Here is a 26,285-nt window from a genome sequence, read left to right on the forward strand (position 1 = left end):
AATTATGAAAAAAGTATTATTAGTTGATGGTATGGCACTATTATTTCGTGCTTTTTACGCAACAAGTGTCTACGGACAATTTATGAAACGACAAGATGGAACCCCTACGAATGGGATTCATGGTTATATGAAACACTTGTTAACAGCTACGCAAGCGATTGAACCAACACATATCGTTACATGCTGGGATATGGGAAGTACGACATTTAGAACAGAATCGTTCTCGAATTATAAAGCAAATCGTGCAGCGCCACCAGAAGAATTAATTCCTCAATTTGATTTAGTGCAAGAAATGACTGCGAAATTATCCATTCCAGTTATCGGTATGAAAGGCTACGAAGCGGACGATTGTATCGGTACGCTTGCAAAACAATACTGCAATGAAGCTGAAGTTTATATTTTAACTGGTGATACAGATTTACTTCAACTTGTTGATAAGAACGTTACAGTTATGCTTCTGCGTAAAGGAATTGGAAATTACGAATATTACACACCGGAGAAAATCATGGAAGAAAAAGGTGTAGAGCCGTGGCAAATCGTCCATGCAAAAGCTTTCATGGGAGATACAAGTGATAATTATCCAGGTGTAAAAGGTATCGGTGAAAAAACAGCGTATAAGCTTATTCAAGAGCACGGAACAGTATCCGCTGTACTAGAAAATGTAGAATCATTAACAAAAGCACAGCGTACGAAGATTGAAAGTGATTTAGAGAACTTAAATATTTCGTTGCAATTAGCACAAATTCACTGTGAAGTTCCAATTTCATGTTTACTAGAAGAGGGATTACACACAATGGATGAAGAAAAACTTAGATTTGTTTGTGAAGAAATGAATTGGGGAAGACCTGAAATATTAATAAATATGCTATAAATAGTTTGGAAAGAGGGATGTTGCATAAGTCGAAATTTGACTTGGTGACACCTTCTTTTTGTTTTTGTAAACAGTATTATAGTAAATAAAATTATGTCGAACTCAATTTTAAATATATAAATGTTTCGACAAGATATAATGATAAAAGTTGATGGGAATAGTAATTTTTATAATGAAGTGAATTAATTTCAACATAGTTTTAGAGAGTCTTTTTTTCGTGTTCACAAAGTTGTCAGAAAATAAACGGAATTTTCATATGAAGTTCAAATAGAATTCACAACAATCAATTATTATAAGGACACACAGATAATTCTTTATCTTTTATATAAACCATCCCCCAAGGAGGACAATGAAAATGAGAAAAAAAGTGAGAAAATCTTTTAAACAATTATTAATTGAAAATAAACAATCACTATTAAATAATAAAGAAAATATGAAAGAAATTGAAGAGAGAATTGAGAAACGACATGTAGCATATAGTGGTGCTAGTAATTAAATAAAATAAAAAAGATAGCCTATGTAGGCTATCTTTTTTATTTTATATTGAAAAAACGCTATTCATCTCTTTAATTTTGTAAATATGCAAGAAATTTTTATAGTGTTTTTCTATCAATATTACTCATTTTTCGAGGTTGAAATTGGTATATACCAATTTTTGAGATTCTCTATTCATAATATTACAAAAAATGTTACAATACACTCAAATTTATACTATAAAATCATTTTAATATGAAAAATTGGAATGAAAAGAAAGGAGAGGAATATGAATAAAGATGTCGCTTTGAAATGATTATTATCATTTCATTAGGAGTTGATGTAAAAAGATGAAGAGATACGAGGAATTGGATTCTATAAGAGGGATTTCTTCATTAATAGTAATGATCGGTCATCATTTAATGATTTTTTCAGCATTTCAAAATTACAGCTATGAAGATAATAAACCATTTGTTGTGTATCTATTAAAAGAAACGCCTGCTCGTCTTATTTTTAGTAGTGGTAACGAATCTGTTATTATCTTTTTTGTTTTGAGCGGATTTGTTTTGTATGAATCTATTCAAAAAACCTATAGTAGCTATGGGTCATACCTTTTAAAACGTATATGCAGAATATATATTCCTTATATTGTGGCAATAATTATAGCTATTATATGCCAGGCTACAATTAGTGAATATGGTATTTCTTATTTAAGTGAATGGTTTAATCGCTCATGGACGATTGAAAGTTCTCCAAGCTTAATAGCGCAACATATTTTATTGGTTGGGAAATATAATACAGATGCATATAACGGTGTGATTTGGTCACTTGTCCATGAAATGCGAATATCAATAATTTTTCCGTTAATTTTGATGATTTGTTTACGAAAAACGTTAAGGTGTTCATTACTATTATTGTTTAGTTTTAGTATATGTTCTGTCGTAATATTATTTTTGTTTCGCTCGGGCTTAACATTAACAAGCTATGCATTAACGTTGCATTATACGGTGCTGTTTTTATTGGGGGCACTAGTTGCGAAGTATAAAAATAATTTAATAGTTTTTTATAGTAATTGTACTAAAAACACGAAAATTGCATGGTTTTTATTTGCGATTTTACTTTTTATGTATGAAGGACTTATTGGAGAAATTAAAGTACTCAATAATTTTATATTTCGAGACTACGTAGTGGCGATAAGTGCAAGTCTATTTGTCATATTAAGTTTGTCAATATCAACTTTGTCATCCTTGCTACGCAATAAATACTTGTTATATTTGGGGAAGATTTCTTACAGTCTTTATTTATACCATATTATATCTTTGTTTTCCCTTATATACATGTTCCATGAAATATTACCGTTGCCTATTATTTTAATTTTTTCACTTATATTTTCGTTTATACTTGCAATACTTTCGTATATATATGTAGAAAAATTTGCATTCAGAGTCGGAAAGTATGTAACAAAACAAGTAGATAGAAAGAAGAGAGGGGTATCTGTAAAGAGTGACTTGCAGGATGTTATTCAGAAAAGGGCGGTGAAATAATTGAAGCAAGAAATGAGTATAAAAGATTTTCAACAATTATTGAAAAGAAGATTCGTAACGATTATTTTAACGATGTGTTGTTTAACCGCTTCTTTAGTTCTTATCTCTATGTATGTTTTAAAGCCGTCATATCAATATTCAACGCAAATTCTTGTTGGGAATTTAGATGAGTTTAATAAGGAAAATTCAACAAATAAAACACAAGAAAATAAGCAACTAGTAACATCGTATGTCGATATTTTAAAAAGCCCATTAATTATTTCAACAGTCAAAAAAACTTTGAAATTAGAGCAATCAAGTTATGAATTAGCACAAAAAATCTCGGTAGTGAATACGGACAATTCACAAATTGTAACTGTTACAGTAAAAGATTCCAATCCGAAAGTCGTGAAAGACATTGTAAAGACATTGGCAGAGCAATCACAACAAAGTTTTCAACAGTACACAAATGTACAAGGTGTGAAAGTGTTGACGGATCCTGAGTTACAGGAACAGGCTGAAAAATTGTTTCCGAAATTTCAACTGATCATTCCTATTTCTTTAATTGTTAGTTTTTTTGTTGGGATAGGTTTAGCTGTATTTCGAGATTATTTTGATGAACGTATATACACGGAACAAGATTTAGAGAAAATAACAACAGTCTCTGTTATTGGTCACATAAATGTGAAACCGAATAGAAAACAGAAATCTACAGAGATTGATAAACAATCATCTATATATCGAGGTGAACATGTCGATGTTTAGGACAAAGAAACAGCTGCCATTCGATTTGCATGATGATCTGATGAAAGAGCAGTTTTATACGGTGTATCACGAGCTGAGAAAATCTGGAAAACAACTATTCACGGTTAGTTCAACGAAGGACAGAGGGGTTGTTGCCTCACTTATAGTAAATATGGGTCTAGTGTTTGCAGAAATGAAGAAAAAGGTGTTACTTATTGATGTGAATTTTTCTGACCCTAAATTACATGTATTATTACAAAGTGATCACATGATAACCGTAAACGATATAATAAGCTCTTTCCCCTGCAATTATGAATCTTTTTCTAGTAATTTGTCTAAATACTTATATTGTATTCCTGCAAAAAAAACAGTACACACAGGGACGCCCTTAGTTGCTATGGATGAATTTGATAATGCGATTGCTAAGTGGAAAGAAGATTTTGATTACATTTTCTTTTATTCTTCTGAAGTATTTGATCTTCCTGCTACGCACATTATTGCAGAGAAATGCGATGGAATGGTCTTAGCAGTTAAAAAGCGAAAAGATTCACTACGTACAGTGCAAAAAGTAATAGCGGATATAAATAGGAAAGAATGTGAATTAATAGGTATAATTTTATATTCTTGAATGTGGGGGTAACGATCCATGATTCGTGAAACAAATCAAGCCAAGTTGTATACGATTCCGGCTCAAGAAAAGCCTAGCATATTGAATCGAAGTGTAAAACGCTTGTTTGATATTATATTTTCAATCATATTGTTACTATTAACGATACCAATTATGTTGTTCTTTTGTATTATGATTACTTTAGAAACATCAGGGGCTCCAATTTACTTTCAAGAACGTTTAGGTATAAACGGGAAGAAGTTTAATGTATTTAAATTAAGATCAATGGTAAAGGATGCTGAAATAAATGGCCCACAATGGGCAAAAGAACATGATTCAAGAATTACAAAAGTTGGATTGTTTATAAGAAAAACGAGAATTGATGAATTACCACAACTTTTAAATATTTTAAGAGGAGATATGTCTTTTGTAGGCCCTAGACCAGAGAGAGAGTTTTTTTATAATGAGTTTGATACGTTTATTCCAGAATTTAAGGATCGTTTAATGGTAAAACCAGGATTAACAGGATGGGCACAAATAAATGGAGGATATAATCTTGATCCAAAGGAAAAGTTGAGGCTGGACATGGAGTATATTGAAATGAAAACATTTCGGCTGGACATCCGTATTTTATGTAAAACCGTTTTAATTGTATTGAACGGTAATGGTGCAAGATAAATATATATGTAAACAAACAACATATGTAAGTAGGTTACTTGCAAAGGAGAACTTGTATGGGTAGATCTATTCTAAACAATATTATCCATCTATTTTATAGTACGATTTTAGCTAACCTTCTTCAGGCCGTCAGTTTAATTGTTTTAGCAAACTTTTTTAACGCACAACATTATGGGATGTTTAGTGTTGCCATAGCAGTGACGTTTGTTATGTTATTTTTTACAGACTTAGGACTTAGTAATACGTTTCTTCGAGAAGGGGCAAAGGATGGAGCAGATTTAGAGAAGATTTTATCATCGTATATAAAAATAAGGATGATTCTACTTATTCTTATTTCTATAATCGGTTATATTGTTATTCATTATATGTATGCGGATAAAAATTTAATTTATATGATGATAAACGTAATGTTTTTCATGTTAATAGGATTAACTTGGCAAAACATAGGAATTGCCTATTTTCAACTGACGGAACGTATGAAGTATATAGCGCTCATAAAAGTTGTATCAGCATCAGTTGTCATTATAATTACATGTTTTTGTATTTTCGGAGAGTTACCGGTGTATGTAACGGCTCGCTTATATGCTTTTGGGTATATGATTGGTGGTTTATTCAGTATATATACCATGAGAAGAAAGACGAAAATGAATATGAAAGTCGTAATTCATAAAGCGTTATTTTGGCAAGTAACTCCCTTTATTATTAGCGGTTTTTTAATAATGAGTACGCCACAATTAGCGCCTATCTTGCTTAACTATACATTACCATTAAGTATGGTAGGTGTTTTTGCAGTGGCGTACCGGATGCCGGCAGCTTTATATCAAGTACCAGGGGTAATTGCAGGTGCATTTTTTCCAGTGCTCTTTAAGCATTATAACCAGAATAATATAGAAGAGCATACGAAATTAAATTTACTTCAAATTAAATCAATGGCGATTGTAGGAATATGTATGACGATCGGTTTATATCATTTAGCACCATACTTTATTTCTATATTTTTTCATGAAGAATGGAGCAATGCAGTAGAACCACTCCAAATATTATCATTTCTTATTGTGCTACAAAGTTTAAATATTGCCATTGCTGACGGTTTAACGACGAGTGGATGTCAAAATAAGAGGACTGTTGTGCAGTGTGTAGCATTGGTGATAGGTGGGGTTATGCTTTATAGCTTTAGTAGTATTGGTGGAGTGATAGGAGCGGCATATGCTATGGTTTTATTTGAAATCGTCGCTTTAGTGGGATACATAGCGGTAAGTGTAGTGAAGAAAAAAATTGTATTCCAAATTGTAATACCGTATACAATTTATTTTGGTGTAACCTTTATTGGAGTGCAATATATATTGCATACATATCATTTAATTGCGCTTGTTCTTAATATACTAATCGTAGTAGCTGCCATATTCCTATATGATTATGAGCTGAAAAAACTTCTTCTTTCTTTTATAAGAAAAATACGCAAAAAGGATTATATTACGAAACAGGGGATATAGCCTATGGAAAATAATATGAAAGTATCGATGGGATGGATTATTCTTCTAATATTATTTGTTATGTTAAGTAAATACAATTTATATATTGGATTTTCATTGAAGATATATATGATTTTTTTAGTCATATATTTTTGTTTAACAATTAAAAACTTTCATATTCAAAAGTTATATTTTCATGAAGTTGTATTTTTACTGTTTTATTTCATTTATTGTTTAAGTGGAATTCTTTCTATGTATTTAAATGCTAGTATTCGTATGATTTTTGGCGTGCTACTCGTTTTAGGATGCTATTTTATAATGAGGAATTTATTGGGGAATACTGAAATAGTGGTACTTGAATCATCTATTGCTTATGTAGGAGTAGTATTTAATGTTGTAAGTCTAATACTCTATATAATCGGTTTACAATATTTTAGTTTATACGGTGGAGAAGAGAGAGAAATTTTTGCTGGGTTATTAGTGGATAGAGGATATCCACGGTTAATTGGATTGCTAGATGATCCTAACATTTTTATTTTCTATAATACAATATTTTTTATGTACTATATGACGAATTTACAAAATATCACTAACATCCTAGGGTTAATTTTATGTGTTACGACGAGTCTATTAACCTTTTCAAGGGGTGGTATATTAGCGCTTGTGCTTGTCGTTTTTGTATATATATGTATGTCTAGTTTCGCCAAAAAAATAAAAATAATTATGAGTTTAGTATTGTTTAGTGTAGTTATTTTTAGTTTATCGAACAGTGTAATGGGGGGCCAATTAGATGACATATTAAATAAACGAATTTCTGATTTTTCCCATGATAATGGAAGTGGTAGATTTACATTATGGGAAGCTGCTTTTAAATATTATTTATCTAATCCATATATTGGAATTGGTGCTTTTAACTTTTCGAATTATTATGAGTATCAATTTAATGAAAAATTATATGTACACAATACATTTTTAGAAATTTTGTCTGAATCGGGTACAATTGGTTTTCTTCTATATAGCGCGTTTTTATTCATATTAATGTTCAAGTTAGCGCAGCATACTTTGTTTCGTGAAAAACCATATCTTCTATTGACTATGATTGCATTTTTATTTCAGATGATGTCATTGTCACTCATTATTAACGAAGCGTTCTTTTTATTTTTAGCAGTTGTTGTGAAGTATATTTCAATATATGAAGGAAGGGGAAAGATAGATGGTAAAATGTCTATCAGCACATAACGAGCCGCCTTATGTTTCTGTAATAACACCTTCTTATAATAGTATACGATTTATAGGTGAGACAATTTCATCTGTACAGAATCAATCGTATGAAAACTGGGAAATGATTATCGTTGATGACTGTTCAACCGACCAATCTGCCGCAAAAATTAAAGAGATAATAGAAGGAGACTCACGAATTAGGTTATTATCATTAAAAGAAAATGTAGGTGCTGCTAAAGCTCGGAATTTAGCGATCAAAGAGGCAAGAGGAAGGTACATTGCCTTTTTAGATAGTGATGATATATGGTTGCCACATAAATTGAAGACACAATTGTTATTTATGGAAGAAATGAATATTGCTTTTTCATATGCGTCGTATAGTTTAATTGATGAAAATGGTAATGAATTAAATCGCGAAGTGAGTGTACCAAAATCTGTTGACTATCATTATTTAGTAGGAAATACAATTATCGGGTGTTTAACAGTGATGATAGATCGTGAAAAAATTCCGTATGTCGAAATGCCTAGTATACAGCCGGAAGATACAGCGTTATGGTTGAACTTATTACATGAAGGGTATGAAGCAAAAGGGATACAGCAAGTGTTAGCAAAATATAGAATTGTTACAAATTCTGTTTCTAGAAATAAAATTAGAGCAGCTTTCCGGTATTGGAAATTGTTAAGGGAACAAGAACGATTGAATTCGGTGCAAATTTTTTACTATTTTAGTAAGTATGCTTATCATGCTTATAAAAAAAATAAAATTAATGTAGTTGGGAAGACGCAATTATGAATATACTGTTGATGACAGATAAATTGATAACTGGCGGAGCCGAGAGCTATTTCTGTAAATTGGAAAGTAATTTGCATTATGATGATTTTAAGATTTATACAGCTGCAGGTGATGGAGAACTATATGAATCTCTTACTAGAAAAGAAAATTTTATATTAATTAGTCGATGGAATCATTTGAGAAATATTTATTATTTACGAAACGAAATTTGTAAACGAAAGATAGAACTTATTCATGCAAATAGTTTGCGAATGGTATTATATGCTTTTCTACTTCAAAAGTTTATTAAAAAAAAGATAAAGATTGTTTATACGAAACATAATGTAACGATATTAGAAAAGAAAATGCCAACTCTTTTTCGTTATTTCATGAATAAATATGTGAACAATATTATTACAGTAAGTGAGTTTGAAAAGAATAATTTAATTTCAATTCATGTAGCAGAAGAAAAAATAAATACAATTTATAATGGTGTCGATATCGAAAAGTTTTTATTCCAGCAGAAAAAGAAAGAATCTACATATAAAATAGGGATATTAGCTAGATTATCTAAAGAGAAAAATCATCAACTATTTATAAAGATTGCAAATGTGTTGAAAAAAAGAGATGACTTTTTGTTTTATATTGCTGGTGATGGACCAGAGAAAGAATCGATTATGAAAGAAATAGAAAAATATGGGTTGCAACAGAGTGTAAAGATGTTAGGGAATATTTCAAAACCACATGAGTTTATAGGGAATATGGATGCCTTACTTTTATTATCTTTTCGTGAAGTGTTTCCAATGGTAGTAATTGAAGCGATGGCTACAGGGACACCAATTGTTTCAATAGATGTTGGTGGAATACATGAAGCGGTAATAGATGGAGAATCAGGTGTTTTGATATCTGAATATTGCGAATCTAAATTTGCAAGTGCGCTTGAGGAACTACAAGGTAATGAAGAAAAGGTAAATGATATTAGATTGAAAGCACGAGAGAAAGCAGTGAGGTATTTCTCGTTAACTAAAATGATAGAAGAAACGAAAAATATATATGAATTAAACAAATGACCGGGTAGGTCGTTTGTTTTTTTTATTATAGAAACTTTTAAGAGAGAACTCACATATTATATGAAAAAGGTAATATGAGGAGTGAATTTATCTTGTCAGAATATATTTCTTCCCAAGAAGATTGTGCGCCAGAAGGTAGCGTTCACATCGATTGTTTTGGCGCAGTTCCAAACTCGGGAAATGATAGCTCATTAGCAATTCAGCAAGCTATTGATTATTGTGTAGCGAATCGAATTTCGACGGTTAGAATTACAGGGGTAAATACGTACAAAATTGTAAAGCCGATTGTTATTAAATCAAACGTAAGATTAGAGTTAGATCCTACCGTAACGCTGCAAATTGATGGGGATTTTAATGCGTTTGAGCTACAAAGTAACGCTTCGATTGTTGGTGGTACTATTCAAGTTATAAATTCATTGTTTCAATCTGCTGTCATTTATGTTTCTGGTTCACAACAAATCGAAGTACCTAATCAATCTGTTATATCAAATATAAATATAATAAATACAACTCCATCGTATAAAGGAAAAGCTATACATTTTTATTGTCAAAAGGCATGGGATTATATTAGTTTCTTTCAAGTTAAATTTATTCAAATTAAAAACTTTCAAACTGCAATATATTTGAAAACAGAGTATATAGATGATATCAATACACCTTGCTGGATTAACGCCAATGTATTTCAATCAATATTTATTGATGGATGTGTGTATGGGATTGAAGTAGATGGAAATAGTGATTTGCCAAATGAAAGTTCAGGAAATACGTTTCATGATATTCAAGTGCAATGTAGACAACAAACGAAAAAAGCAATTCGTTGCTCAGGTGCGTATAATACATTTGATTGTATGGTTTGGGATACGTACCGGATGAGTAGTGAACAGATTGTCATTGAATTTTCTTCTAATTCGCATCGTAACTACCTTTTTTCAAATTTACTTTCTACAACTATTGTAGATAAAGGACAGTACAATGTTTGTAAGTCTACCTATGAAGAATCTCTTCGAATTCAGTTACCGATTACGTTAAATAAACCACATTTAATAGGGAATCAAGATGATATTTTAGTAAATGCTCAGCAGAAGTATACGATTAAGCAAGTAAGTGGGAAAGTGCCTTACGGGGGGAATCTCGCAAATTGCTTTAATTTAATAGATGAACAAAGTGTAAACTATATTGACGTTCCAGATAGTAATCCAGTTGTAATTGAACTGGATTTTACGAAAAAACCAATACAAATGTTAAATTGTTTTGGAATGTATTTTGGGTGGGGAGAGAGCCCAAAGAAAATTAAAATTGAATATGCATTAAGCGCAACTGGAAGTTGGGTTATCGCGTTGGATGTTCCATTAAATGTTGGCGATACAATTATATCGAATATGAAGGCGAGTCAGTTATATAAAGTTAGAATTACATTAAGTGGTTATTCTCAAGATCATAAGCGTTTTCGAATTAATCGTATTTTTGCAAGGTCTTCTATGGAAAACGGGAACGCTTGGTTAGCGACAACTGGTGGAAGAATGTTTGGAGATATTGAAATAGAGGCAAGTAAAGGTATAATCATGAAGACTGCTAGTGGAGTGAAATGGAAAGTTACTATTAATGAAGCTGGCCAACTTATTACGACTAAGATAACTTGAGATGTTGTTTAATTGTATATCCTTGGACGAGTTACAACGTAGTGGGATATAGGTAATGAAAAAGAGATTGTAATTTGGTTTCAACCAAACTACAATCTCTTTTTTGTTTCAATTACTTCCACCAAATCCAAGTCCAAAGGTAATTTCGTACATTTCGAGGAGTAATGCGAATGAAGCGTTCACCGTCAAAGAAGCAATTTAAATTTGGAAGTGTTTCATCTGGATTTTCTGGAACAAAGGTGACGATATTTTCGTTACTTGTAACGGTTACTGTAATTGGTGGATCGGTAGGCGAGACTTGAAGTTGTAACGAAATATTGGCCGTATTTTTAAATTGATTATTAACAGGTGGACTTATTACTTGTACTGTGAATAACACGATAATTGTTTCGTTTGGCTCTAAATTAGTGGCAACTAGGAAACCGATATTCGGATTCGCTAGTGGAGAGCGTTCACCGTTAATAAAGACAGTGCCGTTTATAAATTGTAAACCTGCTGGAATGGTATCTTGTAAAGAAATATTTGAGAGTGAAATTTCGGAAGTATTTGTAATACGCACCGTGTAATCAAAATATTGATTTAAATAAGCTGAGCTGACGGAAGCATTTTTCGTGACTGTTGTAGTTATAAATTGAACTGGTATACGAACGATATTTGAATTAACAATGAAAGTAATAATTGGATCCTGTGGTGTCAATTGAAAGGCAGCGGTAACTGTTGCAGAATTTATAATTGTACTATTTGAAGGAATAGAAGTTACGAGAACTTGGAATGTTATAGTTGCTACTGAATCTGCAGGTAAAGAGCCGATATTAATACCAGTGTCTGGACGAACATTTGGAACGGGAGTACCGTTAATTGTTACGCTGTTTTCTATAAATGTTGTACCAACTGGAATTGTGTCTATAACAGAAGTACTGATTGTCGGAATTGGGGAGTGATTAAATACCGCTAATGTGAATGTAATGATATCTCCTATAACGACAATAGATTTGTCAGTTGTTTTTTCAATACGAACCATCGGATCAATGACTGTCGTTGTAACGGTATTTGTTTGCTTTGTAATTTTAATAGGTGGTTTTGTTGGATCAATGATAACGGTATAGGAAACAGAAGCATCGTTATTAATTGTAGGTTGAAGAGTAGAAGAAGATATTGTCACTTGGAACGTAATAATAACAGAGTCATTAGGAGCAAGATTTCCTAACGTAATACCATTTTCAGGATTCTCATTAGGCTGATTGATTCCGTTAATCGTAACACTACCAGCAACAAAAGTCGTATCTATTGGTACGGTGTCTATAGCAAGAAGGTCTTCAATCGTTACATTACCGCTATTCATAATCGTAATTGTATACGTTAAAGTTTGAGCAGGTAAGGCATTCGTTACATCAACAGATTTTATGGCAATGACATTATCATTTTGGACAGTAGTTGTGACGGTATTTGTTGTAGTCGTATTTGTAACGGGTACGTTATTTGGGTTGACTATATAGTTAAAAGTAGTAATTGCGTTGTTGTTTAGTTCATTTGGTGTTGGAATAGAAGTCACAGTTACTTGGAATGAAACGATAGCATCTCCACCAATAGTTATAGTACCAATTGGTATGCCGCTTACTGGATTCGCTCCTGGAAGAGTTTCTCCGTTTACAATGACGCTATTTTCTATAAACGTAGTACCTTGAGGAATAATATCTTGAATGATTACATCATTTACTGCAACATTACCGGTTTGATTTAGTGTAATCGTATACGTTAACGTATCACCAACCGTTGCAAATGCAAGATCAACAGCTTTATTACTATTCAAATTCGCGTGATTAATTTCTGTTAAAGCAGCTGATGAAATAATAGTTTCGGTAATAGGTGGTCGATCTGGTACCGTGTATTGGTATTCAACTGTACTCGTGTTAGAGATTGGATTTGTTTGTGGAATCGAAGTAACCCGTACTTGGAATAGAATAGTTGCTGTCGTATTAGGCGGAATGTTATCAATTTGTATACCGTTAAGAGGGTTGTCATTTGGCCGAGCATTGCCGTTCACGATAACACTATTCTCTATAAAGCTCGTATTTGCTGGGATGATATCTGTAACAATAATGTTTTCGACTTGTATATTTCCGTTATTTATGATGGAAATTGTATAAGGGATGATAGTTTGTAAGTCAGCATATTGGATAGGCGTTGTTTTTGTCGCAATTACATTAGCAGAAATAACTTCAGTGGAGGTAATATTGCTAGTCGATATTTGTTCTTCCACGTTTATTGTATAACGAGAAGTTGATTGATTTTGAATATGACCGCTAGTTGGGAGAGCTACGACGGTAACAGAAAATGTGACTGGGATAGAAATATTAGGAGCAATCGTTCCTACAAGTATACCTGCACCTGGATTGGCGTTAAGCTGAGGAATGTTATTTACTAAAACGCTACCGTCAATAAAAGTTGTTCCATCAGGTATATTGTCTGTAAATACAACAGCAGTGGCATCCGTATTCCCTGTATTCGTTAAAGTTGTTGTATAAGTTAAAATGTCACCAATTGTTATAGAGGTCAAATCAACAGTTTTAAGTGAAACGATATCAGCATCATTAATTTGAACGAAAGTAGTATTGGAAGTAGTAGATTTTTGAATTGGTGCAAAGTCAGGATTGAAAATAAAGTCGTAGGCGATGTTTGCAGTATTAGGTGTTGGATTTACAGTAGGTAAATTCGTAACGGAAACTTGGAATGTTATTGTAGCCATTTGACCTGCTGCGACATTAGGGATGGAAAAGCCGATATTCGGATCTGCTGCAGGAAGTACAGTATTATTAACTATTACACTTCCTGGAATAAATACTGTTCCATCTGCTATAGTATCTGTAAAAAAGATGGAGTTAGTTGTAGCCGATCCATTATTTTGAATGAATACTGTATATTCAATGGTTTCATCAATAGTAGCTAATACAGTATTAGCAGATTTTGTAGCAATAAGAATAGCATCAATAAATTGTATGTTTGTAGCATTGGAAGAGGTCGTTTCTGAAATTGGTGGTGTGCTTGGGTCTGGTCGATACTCATAGTGAATGACGGCGATATTATTAATGTTATTTTGTGGCGGTATAGAAACTACGCTTACTTGGAACGTAACGATAATCGTATTATTTGGAAGAATTATATCAAGATTGATACCGGTAATTGGATTTTCGTTAGGTCTTGGTACGCCATCTACAAGAATGCTATTTGGAACGAATGTGGTGCCAGAAGCAATTGCGTCAAGTAGGAGAGTATTTGTAATAGGTATTGTACCGGCGTTTGTAACTGCGACTGTATATGTGATGATTTGACCGATACGTGTAATGGATCTGTTAGCGGATTTAATTGCACTAACATTTGCCGTTCGCACTTCAGTATTTACTGCATTTGATAACGATCTACGCTGAATAATTGGAGAACTAGGGTCAATTTGGTATTCGTACGAAGTGTCTGAAATATTAATGACTGTATTGCCCTCTGGTATATTTGTAAGTTGTACTTGGAATGAAATAGTGACTGTTTCATTTGGTTGTATCGTGCCGAGAGTTACTCCGTTTTCAGGATTCACGCCAGGCTGAATTACATTATTTATTGCTAAGCTATCTTCAATGAATATAGTACCTTCTGGAATGTTATCAATGAACACGATATTGTTAGCCGGAACGGTTCCTATATTTTGAAGTGTATTTGTGTAGGTAATCATTTGCCCGATTGATACGAAATTTACATCCGCACTTTTAACAGAAATAATATTTGCATTTTGAAGTGATGTTGTAACAATGTTAGAATTTGCAGAGCGATTTACTGGTGGGGCTGTAGGAATACTTACATATTGGTAAGTTGCTGAAGATTGATTTACAATTTCAGTTTCATTCGGTGGATTATTTGTTTGCACTTGAAATAGTATCGTTTTGGAACTGTTTGCTGGAATTGTTCCAATTGGTATTCCGTTTTCAGGATTTACACCTGGCTGAAGGACACCGTTAATTGTGACACTATCGGGAACGAATGTAGTCCCAGTTGGAATAGAATCTGTGAAATTAATATTTATTGCGTCAACATTACCGATATTTTTCACTTCAGAAATATAAAGTATAGTTCCACCGATATCTACAGTTGTTGGATTGGATGTTTTTGTAATTGTCAATTGAGCTTGCACGAAATTTGTAATGACGATATTACTAGTAGATGTTTCACTAATAGGCGGTTGCCCTGGGTCTGGTTGGATTGTATATGTTGTATTGGATTGATTTGTAATCGATTCTTGCGAGAATGAATCGTTAATAAGAATTTGGAACGAAATAAGATGAGTAGCGTTTGCTACTAGGGTAGGCAAAGTAACACCTACATTTGGATTGGCACCAAGTATAGTTGTTCCATTAAGTGTAAAACTATTTTCTACGAATGTAGTATTTTGGGGAATAGTATCTGAAAATATGAGATTAGTAGCTGGAATATTTCCGGTATTTTCTAGTGTTATCGTATAAGTCAAAATATCACCTGTTGTTGCTTGTTGTGCATTGACTCCTTTTAAAGAAAGGATAGTCGCATCTGAAATTTGTGTGAAAGCGGGATTAGACGTAATTGTTCGAGAGATGATAGGAGCAGTTGGATCGGCGATAAAAGTGTAGTCAATACGGGCTGTATTAGAAATTGGGTTCACGCTTGGAATAGATTGAACGATAACCTGGAATGTTACAGTGACGATTTCTGACGGTGTGATGGAGTTTAATGGTATTCCTACGTTAGGATCAGCATCTGGAACGGAAACGCTATTAATAGTTACGCTATTCGGAATAAATGCAGTTCCTTCTGGGACCAAATCTGTTAAAGTAACTGTATTTGCAGTAGTATTTCCGTTATTTTGAACGACTACTGTGTAAGTGATTGTACCGTCAGTAGATTGTACGAGAGAATCTGTACTTTTAATTGCGGATAATGATGCATCAACAACAGCTGTATTAACTGTATTAGATGAGGATGTTGCTGTAACTGGAGGTTGACTTGGATCGACAATATACGTGTAACTTGTAAGTGCTTGATTTATAATCGCTCCTTGCGGCGAGATAGAACTTGCAAGAAATTGGAACGTAATAGTAGCAGAATCACCTGGTGCGATAATACCAACTGGAATACCGAGAGTTGGACTTGCATCTGGAAGTGAAATTCCGTTGAGCGTAACACTATTTGGAACAAATAATGCTCCTTCAGGAACTCCGTTAATGAGTAATACAGAGTTTGCAGGAAAGTTTCCAGTATTTGTTAATGTCGCTGTATACGTAATTACATCTCCAATAGATACGATTGTTCGATTTGCTTGTAAAACAGTTGTAACAGTTGCGTTATTAATTTGTGTTGAAGCGCTATTAGAATTTATCGTGCCTGTAACAGGAGGAGAGGCCGGATCAACGATGAATGCGTATTGAATAGATGCTACGTTTGTAATCGGATTTGAAGGTGGAGTTGATGTAACTATGACTTGGAAAGTAACGGTTAAGGAACTACCTACGCTAACTGTTCCGACATTAACTCCATTATTTGGATTTGCGCCTGGAATGGTACTTCCATTTACAGCAAAACTATTTTCAACAAAGGTCGTACCTGCTGGAACCATGTCTGAGAAATTTACATTCGTTGCATTTGTATTGCCGCTATTTTGAATCAAAACTGTATAAGTGATCGTATCTCCAATATTTGCAAAGGCTGTATTAGCAGTTTTTACAGCTGAAAGTATTGCTGAATTAATAGAGGTAACGAAGACGTTCGTTTCCACATTGCCAGGTTGAGCCTGTAATGCATTGCCTACGTTATATTGGAAGTTAACAAATCCTAAGTTTTGGAGTTCAGGTGTGAGCGTTGTTGGATTGCTTACAATTTGAACTTGGAATACGATTGTTACGATTTGATTTGGAGTTATTGTATTTATGCCAACGCCGTCAATGATAGAAGCGGATGGTAATGGAGTTCCATCAACAACAACTGATCCTACAACAAATTGTGTCCACGATGGTATAGGGTCTGAGAATACAACATTGTTAGCTGGAATATTTCCTGTGTTCGTAATCGTTGTTGTATACGTAATCGTATCACCGATCGTTGCAAATGTTTTATCTCCTATTTTAGTAGTGTTTAAAATTGCACTTTCAATTTGTGTTGAAACGCTATTAGAAGCAATGTTTTTTGAAACTGGAGGATTAGCTGGATTAACGATATGCTGGAAGCTAACGCTAGCTTGATTAGTAATTGGATTTATAGGTGGAATTTCATTGGCATTAATGTGAAATGCTACGATTACAGACTGGTTTGGCGCAATATCACCAATTGGAACGCCTGTAATGATATTTGCATTTGGGATGCTAGTTCCGTTCAGTGTAAAACTATTCGGTTCAAATGAAGTTCCGTCTGGAATAAGGTCGGTAAAAATAACATTTGTTGCACTAACATTGCCGCTATTTGTAATTGTAACGGTGTAGGTAATATCCTGCCCGATATCTACCGTAGATACATTTGAATTTTTTTGTGCAGTAAGAATAGCACTATTAATTTGTGTGGTCGTTGTATTAGATTGATTGGACGTTGTAATAGATGGTTGGCTAGGATCAACGACATAATGATATGTGATAGAAGCAGAATTAGAAATAGGATTAAGTGTAGGAAGTGTGGTAACAGTTGCTTGGAATGTGACGATTGCTGCATTACCGCCGTTAATGGAACCAATATTTACACCAGTAGATAAATCAGCGTTTGGAATGGTTTGCCCATTAACTGTGAAACTATTTGGAACGAAACTTAAATTACTATCAAGAATATCGATAATAGTTACATCAGTTGCAGCCGTATTCCCGGTATTAGGGAGGTTAAGTGTAAATGTTATTGTATTACCAATATCCGCGAAAGTAAGATCTGCTGTTTTTGTGCTAATAATAGTTGCGTTGTTTATTTGAAGAAGTGTAGTGTTGGAAGTAGCTGCACTTGAAATGGGAGGATTAACAGGATCAACAGTAAACTCATACGTCGTTGCTGCTGTATTTGGTGCAGGATTAATAGGTGGGATGCTGTTCACCGTAACTTGAAAGACGATACTATATATTTCATTTGGTGGAAGTGTTGCAAGTAATACGCCTGTATTTGGATTCGCATTCGGTTGTAAAACGCCATCGACCGTTAATGTGTTAGGAACAAATGTGAGTCCACTTGGTAATGCATCTGTGAATACTATATTAGTTGCATCGGTATTGCCTATATTGGTAATAGAAGTAGTATAAAAAGCAGTTTGCCCGATATCAGCAAAGGATACACTTTCATTTTTCGTCATAGATAATATTGCTTCTTTAATTTGTGTTGAAACAGGATTACTAATTGAAGTTTCTGCATCAGGTGGTGAGACTAATTGGTACGATGTTGATGAGAAATTTACAATTGGGTTTTGGGTTGGTAATGACGTCACATTTACTTGGAATGAAACAGTTACTGTAGCCCCAGCTGTTATCGGCCCAATATTTACACCGTTTGTTGGATCTGCACCACTTTGAGGAATTCCATTAATAGAAAATGAATTTGTAATAAATGTCGTTCCGCTCGACATAGCATCTGTGAAAATAACATTTTGTGCGGAGGAATTTCCATTGTTTGTTAAAGTGACAGTATAAGTGAGTGTATCTCCGATGTGGCTAAAAGCTTTATCAACTTGTTTCGATGAAAGAATGGTAGCAGTATTAATTGTAGTAAACGTTGTGTTTGAAGTAACATTTCTTGAAACAATCGGTGCATTTGGATCAGCGATAAATGTGTAAGAAGCAGTAGCGGAATTGGCAATAGGATTTTGAACAGGGGTAGAAGTAGCGGTCACTTGAAATGCTATAGATATTGAGCTGTTAGGGGCAATTGATCCAATCGTTATGCCTGTATTAGGATTCAATCCAATTTGTGTGATTCCATTTATTGTAACGCTGTCAGTAATAAATGTTGTGCCATCTGGTATAAGATCAGTGAAAGTAATATTCGTTGCATTTGTATTGCCGTTATTCGTTAAAATTGTCGTATAGGTAATAGTATCGCCTAGTGTTACAAGTGTTTGATCGACCGATTTTATCATCGTTATCATAGCATCTAATACTGGGTTTGTGACAATATTCGTTGAAGTAGAAGTAGTAGCAGGAGTTCCGTTTGGATCAACAGTATAAGAATATAAAATTGTATCGTTACCCATAATTGAACTTGAAGGAGGAACAGAAATAACATTTACTTGGAAGGTAACAGTTACTGTTTCACCAGGCGCGATATTTGGTATATTTACTCCGAGTGCTGGCTGTGCACCAAGCTGTTGGATGCCATTTATTGTGACGGAATCTGGTATAAAAGTAGTACTAGGAGGAATTGCACTTGTAAAAGTTATATTTGTAGCTGGTGTATTTCCTGTATTTGTAATAGTTGTTGTATACGTAAGTGTATCCCCGACGGAAATAATAGATTTATCCACACTTTTTTGGGTTGTTAATATCGCACTGTTAATAGTTGTCGAAACCGTATTAGATACATTCGTTTGTGATACGGCAGGTTGGCTAGGGTCGACCACATGTGAAAATTGTACAGAACTAGAATTAGAAATTGGATTTATACTTGGAATGTTTGTAACAAGTACGTTGAGGGTAATAACGGCCGTTCCATTTGGGTTTATATTTCCAATCTGAATCCCGTTAGCTGGATTTCCGATTTGCTGTGTACCAGAATCGTTTGTAAGAGTGCCAGATATGAATGTCGTTCCGTCAGGTAAAATATCTGTGAAAATTATATTTTGTGAAGTGACATTTCCAGGGTTATTTAATGTAATCGTATAAGAAATTGTATCGCCAATTGTTGCGAAAGTTTTATCTACAGATTTGATTGCCACAATTTCCCCAGAATTTATTTGTGTCGAAACGGGATTAGATGTCGTATTTCTTGAAACGAGTGGTAAATTAGGTCCTGTCATAAATTGATAATCAATGGAAGCTCCGTTTACAACTGGTGAGTTTGGCCCCCCAGGTCCAATTGTGAAAATTGGATTTGGAATGCTAACTACTTGCACACGGAAGGTAACGTTTGTAAAATCTCCTGCAATAATATCCCCAATTGGTATCCCATTCGCGGGATTTACCCCAGGTAATAAAACCCCGCCTACTCGAACGCTATCCTCTATAAACACTGTATTATTTGGAATTGGATCTGTAAAAATGATATTCGTAGCAGTTGTGTTTCCTATATTCTCCAATAAAACAGTATACGTTAAAAATGAATTTCCAGGTGCTACGTCAGAAAATAGTCGATCCACACTTTTCGTTGCTTGAATAATCGCTTCGTTAATTTGAACTAAAGTTGGATTACTTGTAGCTGTTTCTGTCACCGGCGGCTGGGTAGGATCAACAATGATCGAGTATGTCGTGCTAGACTGGTTCAAAGTTGGATTTGTAACTGGTATTGAGCCAACGATAGCTTGAAAGCTAATTGTTGTCGTTCCTCCAACTGGAATTGAGTCTAAAGAAATCCCGCTATCTGGTCTAAATCCAAGTTGTGGGATGGTATTAATTTGTACGCTATCAGGAACGAATGAAAGTTCAGGTGGTAATATATCGATAAAAACAGGTGTGTTTGCGGTAGTATTTCCGCTATTGGTGAGGGTAGTTGTATACGTAATTGTATCTCCAACAGCAGCAAAAGCACTGCTTGCAGTTTTTGTTGCGATAACAGAAGCAGTATTTACTTGTGTAAAGGTTTTATTAGATTGAACTGTTCGTGAAACTGGCGGTTCATTTATATCTACAATAAAGCTATATTGAAGCGATGATTTATTCGGGATTGGATTAGGGTTTGGAAGTGTTGTAATGTTTACTTGAAAACTGAGTGTAGCAGATGCATTTGAATTCAAGTTACCAATATTGATACCGTTTTGTGGATTTGCATTCGGAACGGTTACACCATTTATCTTAAAGCTATTTGGGATAAAGGTAGTACCGTTTGGAATTGTATCAGTAAAAATAATGTTGTTCGCAGTAGTATTTCCGTTGTTTGTAACAGCTGAAGTGAATGTAATTGTATCACCAATTGTAGCGAAAGTTGTACTAGCGCTTTTATTTATTACTAAAGTAGCGTCAATAATTGGTGTAACTGTTGTATTTGTTACGGTGCTACCAACAGCAGGAGATTGGTTTGGGTTCACGGTATATTCATAATTTACAAGAGCATTATTTGTTAATGTGCCACTAGGTGGTATCGCTAAAATTTGTGCTTGAAAAGTAATGAATACAGTATCTCCTGGCGAAATATCTGCCAAGTGAACACCAAGTGATGGATCTAATCCTGGTTGTGGAACATTATTGATAGTTACGGAGTTTTGGATAAATGAAGCTCCTGCGCCAAGCCCATCTGTTAAAACAGTTGCACTAGCAGGGATATTACCTGTATTTGTTACTGCAATCGTATAGGTAACAATATCACCAATTGCAGCTGTCGGTGTATTCACAGACTTAGTAGCGACAATATTAGCGTTATTAATTTGAGTTGTTATTACGTTACTTAACGTATTGGCGGATGCTGGAGGTAAGTTAGGATCTACGACATACTGGTACGTTGTATTGCTTTGGTTCGGGATTGGATTTGGGTTCGGGATAGAATTTACTTGTACTTGGAATGAGATGATTGTATTTGCATTCGAATTTATTGGGTCGATTGCAATTCCGCTTGCTGGATTGACATTAGGCAGTGTATTCCCGTTTACAGTAACACTATTAGGAATGAACGATGTCCCGTTTGGAATTACATCTGTAAATATTACATTTGATGCAAGTGTGTTCCCGTTATTCGTTAAAGTAGTTGTGTACGTAATAATATCATTTACGTTAGCAAACTGTTTATCTGCCGATTTAGTAGCGGCAATTGAGGCGTTATTAATAGTTGTCTGTACAGTGTTAGAAGCAACCATCTGCATTACAGCTGGTTTGGATGGATCATACGTATATTGGAATGTTGTGCCTGATTGATTTGTAATTGGGTTTACAGCAGGGATAGTTGGTACAAAAACTTGGAATGCAACAGTGCGTGATGAATTCGCTCCTATCGTACCAATCGAAATGCCGTTAGCAGGATTTGCATTAGCTATAGGGACATTATTAATCGTTACAGTATTAGGAATGAAGAGGGTACCCGCTGGAATGATATCTGTAAATGTTACATTAGCAGCAGGAATATTCCCGTTATTCGTTAAAATAGTCGCATATAGTATGACATCACCGACATCAGCGAAGTTCGTACTCGTTAGTTTTGTAGCAACGATATTAGCAGTATTAATTTGTGTAGTTACTATATTGCTAGCAGTGTTTCTAACAAGAGCAGGTAAGTTTGGATCAGCGATAAAGCTATATTGAAGTGAAGCGCTGTTTTGAATTGGGTTTGGTGAAGGTAGCCCATTTGCACTTATTTGAAACACAATCGTTGTAAAACCACCCGAAGGAATGGAGCCCACTTGAAGACCGGCACTAGGGTCTGCACCTAGTTGTAAAGCACCACCTATAAAAATACTATTTGGAACGATAGTGGTGCCATTAGGGATTATATCGGTAACAATAACATTATTCGCTGTAGTATTGCCAAGATTAGCTAAAGAAATTGTATATGTGATTGGTTGCCCGACGTCGGCGATAGTTAAATCTACTTCTTTGACAATAACGACATTTGCTAAATTAATTTGTGTACTTACAGTGTTACTTACAGATGTTTCTATAGTTGGTGGATCGCCCGGATTTAAAATAAAGCTATACTGTGTACTAGATGAATTTAATGTTGGATTTTGTGTTGGTAAAGAGGTGACGGTTACTTGATAAGAGACGGTAAGTGAACCGTTAGCAGCAATGGAAGGTAGCGGAACACCTATATTTGGATCTGCGTTATTTTGAAGTACACCATTAATAAGAAAAGTGTTTGGAATAAAGGTAGTACCGTCTGGATTCGTATCTACGAAAGTAGGGCTATCAGCAGAAACACTTCCTGCATTCGTCAAAGTAACAGTATAAGTTAATATATCCCCTACGGTAGCGAACTCTCGATCCACTGTTTTGGCTGAAATGACATTTGCATCGTTTACTTGAGTAAATGTAGTGGTTGAAGTAGTGTTCTTACTTACAGGTGAAGTGTTTGGATCAACGATAAAGTTATAGGAGATGGAAGCGCTATTTGAAATAGGGTTTGGATTTGGAATGCTAGTTATTACTACTTGGAATGAAGCTGTAATTGTAGTATTAGCATTGATGCTACCAATATTGATGCTAGCTGGTGTAACGCCTGGCTGAGTAACACTGTTAACTATAACGCTGTTTGGGACAAAGGCGGTTCCATTCGCAATTGAATCAGATAGTAATACATTGTTCGCTGCAACATTTCCATCGTTAGTAAGAGCAAAGGTGTAAGTTAATACATCGCCAACTTCCGCAAACGTTTTATCTACAGATTTATTAACGTGGAGATTTGCTAGTCTAATTGTTGATGTAACAGAATTAGAATTTGCTGTTTTTGAAGTCGGTGGCAAACTTGGATTTACAGTGTAAATATAAGAGGCGAAAGCATTATTAATAATAGGGTTTTGGGCAGTAATGTTAATGACTGTTACTTGAAAGGATAAGGTAAAAGTAGCTCCACCAGGAATTGTGCCGATAGGTAAAGCAACGAGAGAATCTACATTCTGCAAAACTCCGTTTAGTGTTACAGTACCAAGAGTCAATATCGTTCCGTTTGGAAGTGGATCTGTTAGTTGAACGTTATTAGCGGCTGCATTTCCACTGTTTGTAATAAGGATTGTATAACTTATCGTTTCGCCAATTGTGGCAAATTGTTTGTTAGTTGATTTTGTTAATGTTAAATTCGCATTGTTAATTTGAGTGGAAACGAGATTAGAAGAAATGTTTTTTGTAACGGGAGATTGGCTAGGGTTGACGGTATATTGATAAGAAGCGCTTGATCCGTTAGATACGACATTTGACGCGGGTATTGTGTTTACTACTACTTGAAATGCAACAGTTTTTATTGTGCCGCTTGGGATGGATCCAATGTTCACACCGCTAGCGGGATTTGCGCCCACTTGTGTCGTGCCATCTATTGTTAAACTGTTTAGAACGAAAGCTGTTCCAGTAGGAATGACATCCGTAAAAATAACATTGTTCGCATTTGTATTACCTGTACCTGTAAAGGAAACGGTGTACGTTAGTGTATCACCAATATCTGCAAAATTTTTATCTACTGCTTTTGCCATTGTTACAGTAGCGTTATTCACTTGAGTAGATACGATATTGGTCGTATCAGTCCCACTTACTGCAGGTTGATTTGGTACAGGAATGTATTGATATGTTGTTGTACCACTATTTAATATTGGATTTGTTTGGGGGATAGAAGGAACAAATACTTGAAATGAAATAGTAGTAGTAGAATTTGCAGCAATTGATCCAATTGATATACCATTAGCGGGATTTGCGCCAGCTTGAGTAACTCCGTTCACAGTTACACTTCCTGGAATGAAAGTAGTCCCGCTAGGAATCGGATCCGTATATATAACATTTGTTGCAGCAATATTTCCTATATTAGCTAGGGCAATACTGTAAGTTAATGTTTCACCAATATCTGTGAAAAGTTTGTTAACTGATTTTGTTCCATTAATATCTGCCAGGTTAATTTGTGTTCCAGCAGAGTTGCTTGTTGCAAGACCGTTAAAGGTTGTTCCTCCAGCGATAGGTGTATATTGAAATGTAATATTCGCAGTGTTAGAGATAGGATTTTGACTTGGAAGAGAAACGACAGTAGCTTGGAAAGTTACTGTGCGAGAAGTACCATTATTAATTGTTCCAAGAGATATACCAGCCGCGGGATTTGCATTTGTTTGTGGTACGTTATCTACTGTTACAGTGCCGGGTATAAAAGAAGTACCGTTAGGGAGGCTATCTATAAAAATAGCGTTATTGGCAGGAAGAAGCCCGGTGTTAGGGATAGTAACTGTATAAGTGAGAATATCTCCAATTGCAGCAACACTTTTATTTACGCTTTTCGTTGCTTGTATATTTGGGGAGTTTATATTAATTTGTAAGCCGACTGTATTTAACATATATGCATCTCCGTTAGTAGTTAAACGGATTGCGGCGGATACTTGTGAGTTTGTTAAATAAGGAGAAATATCAATAGAAGTAATATCCCAGCCCTGTCTTCCAGCGGAGATGTTTGTACCTGTAGAAGCACTTTGATTTCGCGTTCCAAATGTCCCAGTTGTATCTAAGTTTCCTGCAGCATTATTAACTTGAGAACCGAAGAAATTATTTACAGCATTATTTGGCCCAGATAAAGCATTTAATGAACTGAAATTTGGTCCAAATAATGCTTGATCCCCTATTAAATCTGCATCTCCTTCAATAGAACTTAAAAATAATCTCCCGCTTACAGGTCCTCCTGAAGGTGTTAAAAATCCAGAAACGGCTACATCTGCACTACCGGTATCAGCAGAAACACGGTTACCCGCTACATAAATGGTTAAGTTTCTTGCTGGCAATGTCCCGTTTTGATAAGCGACGATAAGCGTCCATCCAGCCGAATTAATTGTTCCATTAGAAGCATCTATAGGATCTACAAGTCCAGGAACCGCGCCTGTAGTATAGGAACCAGCACCTCCCGCTTGAATAAGGGTTGTTACGTCTGCTGAACGAGTGTAAAAGCCAAATGTAATAGAGTTTGAAACAAATGTTTGATTTGAAGCCGTAACAGCTGAAGGAGTAATCGAGTATGTTGAAATAGGTGTTGTAAAAGAAACTGGATTTCCTAATACACTCGTAATGTTTTGATCACGAGATAAATAGTTTCCACCCCAAACGAGTTCTGCGTAAAGAATAGTACTACCGGCAGGGATATTTAAAATAGCGGTAGAACTATTTTGTGTATAGTTTAACGTTGTACCAGCAGGAAAAGTAGGTACTTGTAAAGCAGTATTCGTAGTTGCGAATGCACCAATTGCCCCGATTGTACCAGCACGGTTTTGATTACTAATTTTACTTAAGCCTAAAGTATTTCCAGTAATAGCGAGTGCGCCGTTAGTGGTGGTAGAAAATCGATTCGTAATGGGCATGTTGTCACCTCATTTACAATATAGTCTTGGTCAAAATAACATATGTATGTGACAAATGAATGGAAACA

12 protein-coding genes are annotated in these 26,285 nt (G+C 34.8%); 11 read left to right on the forward strand and 1 reads right to left on the reverse strand.

Annotated elements, in window-relative coordinates:
• Positions 1 to 4: 4 nt before the first annotated feature.
• From N2V79_RS08160 to N2V79_RS08210, 11 genes are all read left to right on the forward strand, one after another.
• On the forward strand, positions 5 to 871 hold the full coding sequence (locus tag N2V79_RS08160; RefSeq protein ID WP_000757069.1) for a 5'-3' exonuclease: 867 nt from the start codon (positions 5 to 7) through the stop codon (positions 869 to 871).
• A gap of 355 nt (positions 872 to 1,226) precedes the next feature.
• Complete coding sequence (locus N2V79_RS08165) at positions 1,227 to 1,367, forward strand: FbpB family small basic protein (protein WP_001228048.1); 141 nt, start codon at positions 1,227 to 1,229, stop codon at positions 1,365 to 1,367.
• A gap of 328 nt (positions 1,368 to 1,695) precedes the next feature.
• Positions 1,696 to 2,889 (forward strand): acyltransferase family protein, encoded by a 1,194-nt coding sequence (locus tag N2V79_RS08170; RefSeq protein WP_049108366.1) that lies wholly within the window; start codon positions 1,696 to 1,698, stop codon positions 2,887 to 2,889.
• A complete protein-coding gene (locus N2V79_RS08175; RefSeq protein ID WP_000807062.1) occupies positions 2,890 to 3,633 on the forward strand; it encodes a YveK family protein in 744 nt (247 codons plus the stop codon).
• On the forward strand, positions 3,620 to 4,240 hold the full coding sequence (locus N2V79_RS08180) for a CpsD/CapB family tyrosine-protein kinase (protein ID WP_049108365.1): 621 nt from the start codon (positions 3,620 to 3,622) through the stop codon (positions 4,238 to 4,240). Before N2V79_RS08175 ends, N2V79_RS08180 begins: the two co-directional genes overlap by 14 nt.
• Positions 4,241 to 4,258: 18 nt before the next feature.
• Complete coding sequence (locus N2V79_RS08185) at positions 4,259 to 4,897, forward strand: sugar transferase (RefSeq protein ID WP_000617645.1); 639 nt, start codon at positions 4,259 to 4,261, stop codon at positions 4,895 to 4,897.
• Positions 4,898 to 4,953: 56 nt separating this feature from the next.
• A complete protein-coding gene (locus N2V79_RS08190) occupies positions 4,954 to 6,390 on the forward strand; it encodes an oligosaccharide flippase family protein (protein ID WP_049108364.1) in 1,437 nt (478 codons plus the stop codon).
• 3 nt (positions 6,391 to 6,393) lie between these two features.
• Positions 6,394 to 7,608, forward strand: a complete 1,215-nt coding sequence (locus N2V79_RS08195) for an O-antigen ligase family protein (RefSeq protein WP_000429880.1) — start codon at positions 6,394 to 6,396, stop codon at positions 7,606 to 7,608.
• The gene (locus N2V79_RS08200) at positions 7,583 to 8,383 is read left to right on the forward strand and encodes a glycosyltransferase family 2 protein (protein WP_030024743.1); all 801 of its coding nucleotides are present in this window, start codon (positions 7,583 to 7,585) and stop codon (positions 8,381 to 8,383) included. Before N2V79_RS08195 ends, N2V79_RS08200 begins: the two co-directional genes overlap by 26 nt.
• Entirely contained in the window at positions 8,380 to 9,432 is a 1,053-nt protein-coding gene (locus tag N2V79_RS08205) for a glycosyltransferase family 4 protein (RefSeq protein WP_049108362.1), read from the forward strand. The genes N2V79_RS08200 and N2V79_RS08205 overlap by 4 nt, the downstream gene beginning before the upstream one ends.
• A 92-nt stretch (positions 9,433 to 9,524) precedes the next feature.
• A complete protein-coding gene (locus N2V79_RS08210) occupies positions 9,525 to 11,072 on the forward strand; it encodes a hypothetical protein (RefSeq protein ID WP_340719768.1) in 1,548 nt (515 codons plus the stop codon).
• Between the two features lie 112 nt (positions 11,073 to 11,184).
• Here the strand turns inward: N2V79_RS08210 and N2V79_RS08215 are convergent, their stop codons facing one another.
• Positions 11,185 to 26,217: a DUF11 domain-containing protein gene (locus tag N2V79_RS08215; protein WP_340719769.1), complete on the reverse strand. Its 15,033-nt coding sequence runs from the start codon at positions 26,215 to 26,217 to the stop codon at positions 11,185 to 11,187.
• Positions 26,218 to 26,285 lie beyond the last annotated feature (68 nt).

This window comes from Bacillus sp. CH_70 (assembly GCF_038007045.1).
Lineage (GTDB): Bacteria > Bacillota > Bacilli > Bacillales > Bacillaceae_G > Bacillus_A > Bacillus_A cereus.

Excerpts from the sequence above, each read along its gene's own strand:
- N2V79_RS08160 (WP_000757069.1), top strand. The coding sequence starts at position 5 with ATGAAAAAAGTATTATTAGTTGATGGTATGGCACTATTATTTCGTGCT.
- N2V79_RS08165 (WP_001228048.1), top strand. The coding sequence starts at position 1,227 with ATGAGAAAAAAAGTGAGAAAATCTTTTAAACAATTATTAATTGAAAAT.
- N2V79_RS08170 (WP_049108366.1), top strand. The coding sequence starts at position 1,696 with ATGAAGAGATACGAGGAATTGGATTCTATAAGAGGGATTTCTTCATTA.
- N2V79_RS08180 (WP_049108365.1), top strand. The coding sequence starts at position 3,620 with ATGTCGATGTTTAGGACAAAGAAACAGCTGCCATTCGATTTGCATGAT.
- N2V79_RS08185 (WP_000617645.1), top strand. The coding sequence starts at position 4,259 with ATGATTCGTGAAACAAATCAAGCCAAGTTGTATACGATTCCGGCTCAA.
- N2V79_RS08190 (WP_049108364.1), top strand. The coding sequence starts at position 4,954 with ATGGGTAGATCTATTCTAAACAATATTATCCATCTATTTTATAGTACG.
- N2V79_RS08195 (WP_000429880.1), top strand. The coding sequence starts at position 6,394 with ATGGAAAATAATATGAAAGTATCGATGGGATGGATTATTCTTCTAATA.
- N2V79_RS08200 (WP_030024743.1), top strand. The coding sequence starts at position 7,583 with ATGGTAAAATGTCTATCAGCACATAACGAGCCGCCTTATGTTTCTGTA.
- N2V79_RS08205 (WP_049108362.1), top strand. The coding sequence starts at position 8,380 with ATGAATATACTGTTGATGACAGATAAATTGATAACTGGCGGAGCCGAG.
- N2V79_RS08215 (WP_340719769.1), bottom strand. The coding sequence starts at position 26,217 with ATGCCCATTACGAATCGATTTTCTACCACCACTAACGGCGCACTCGCT.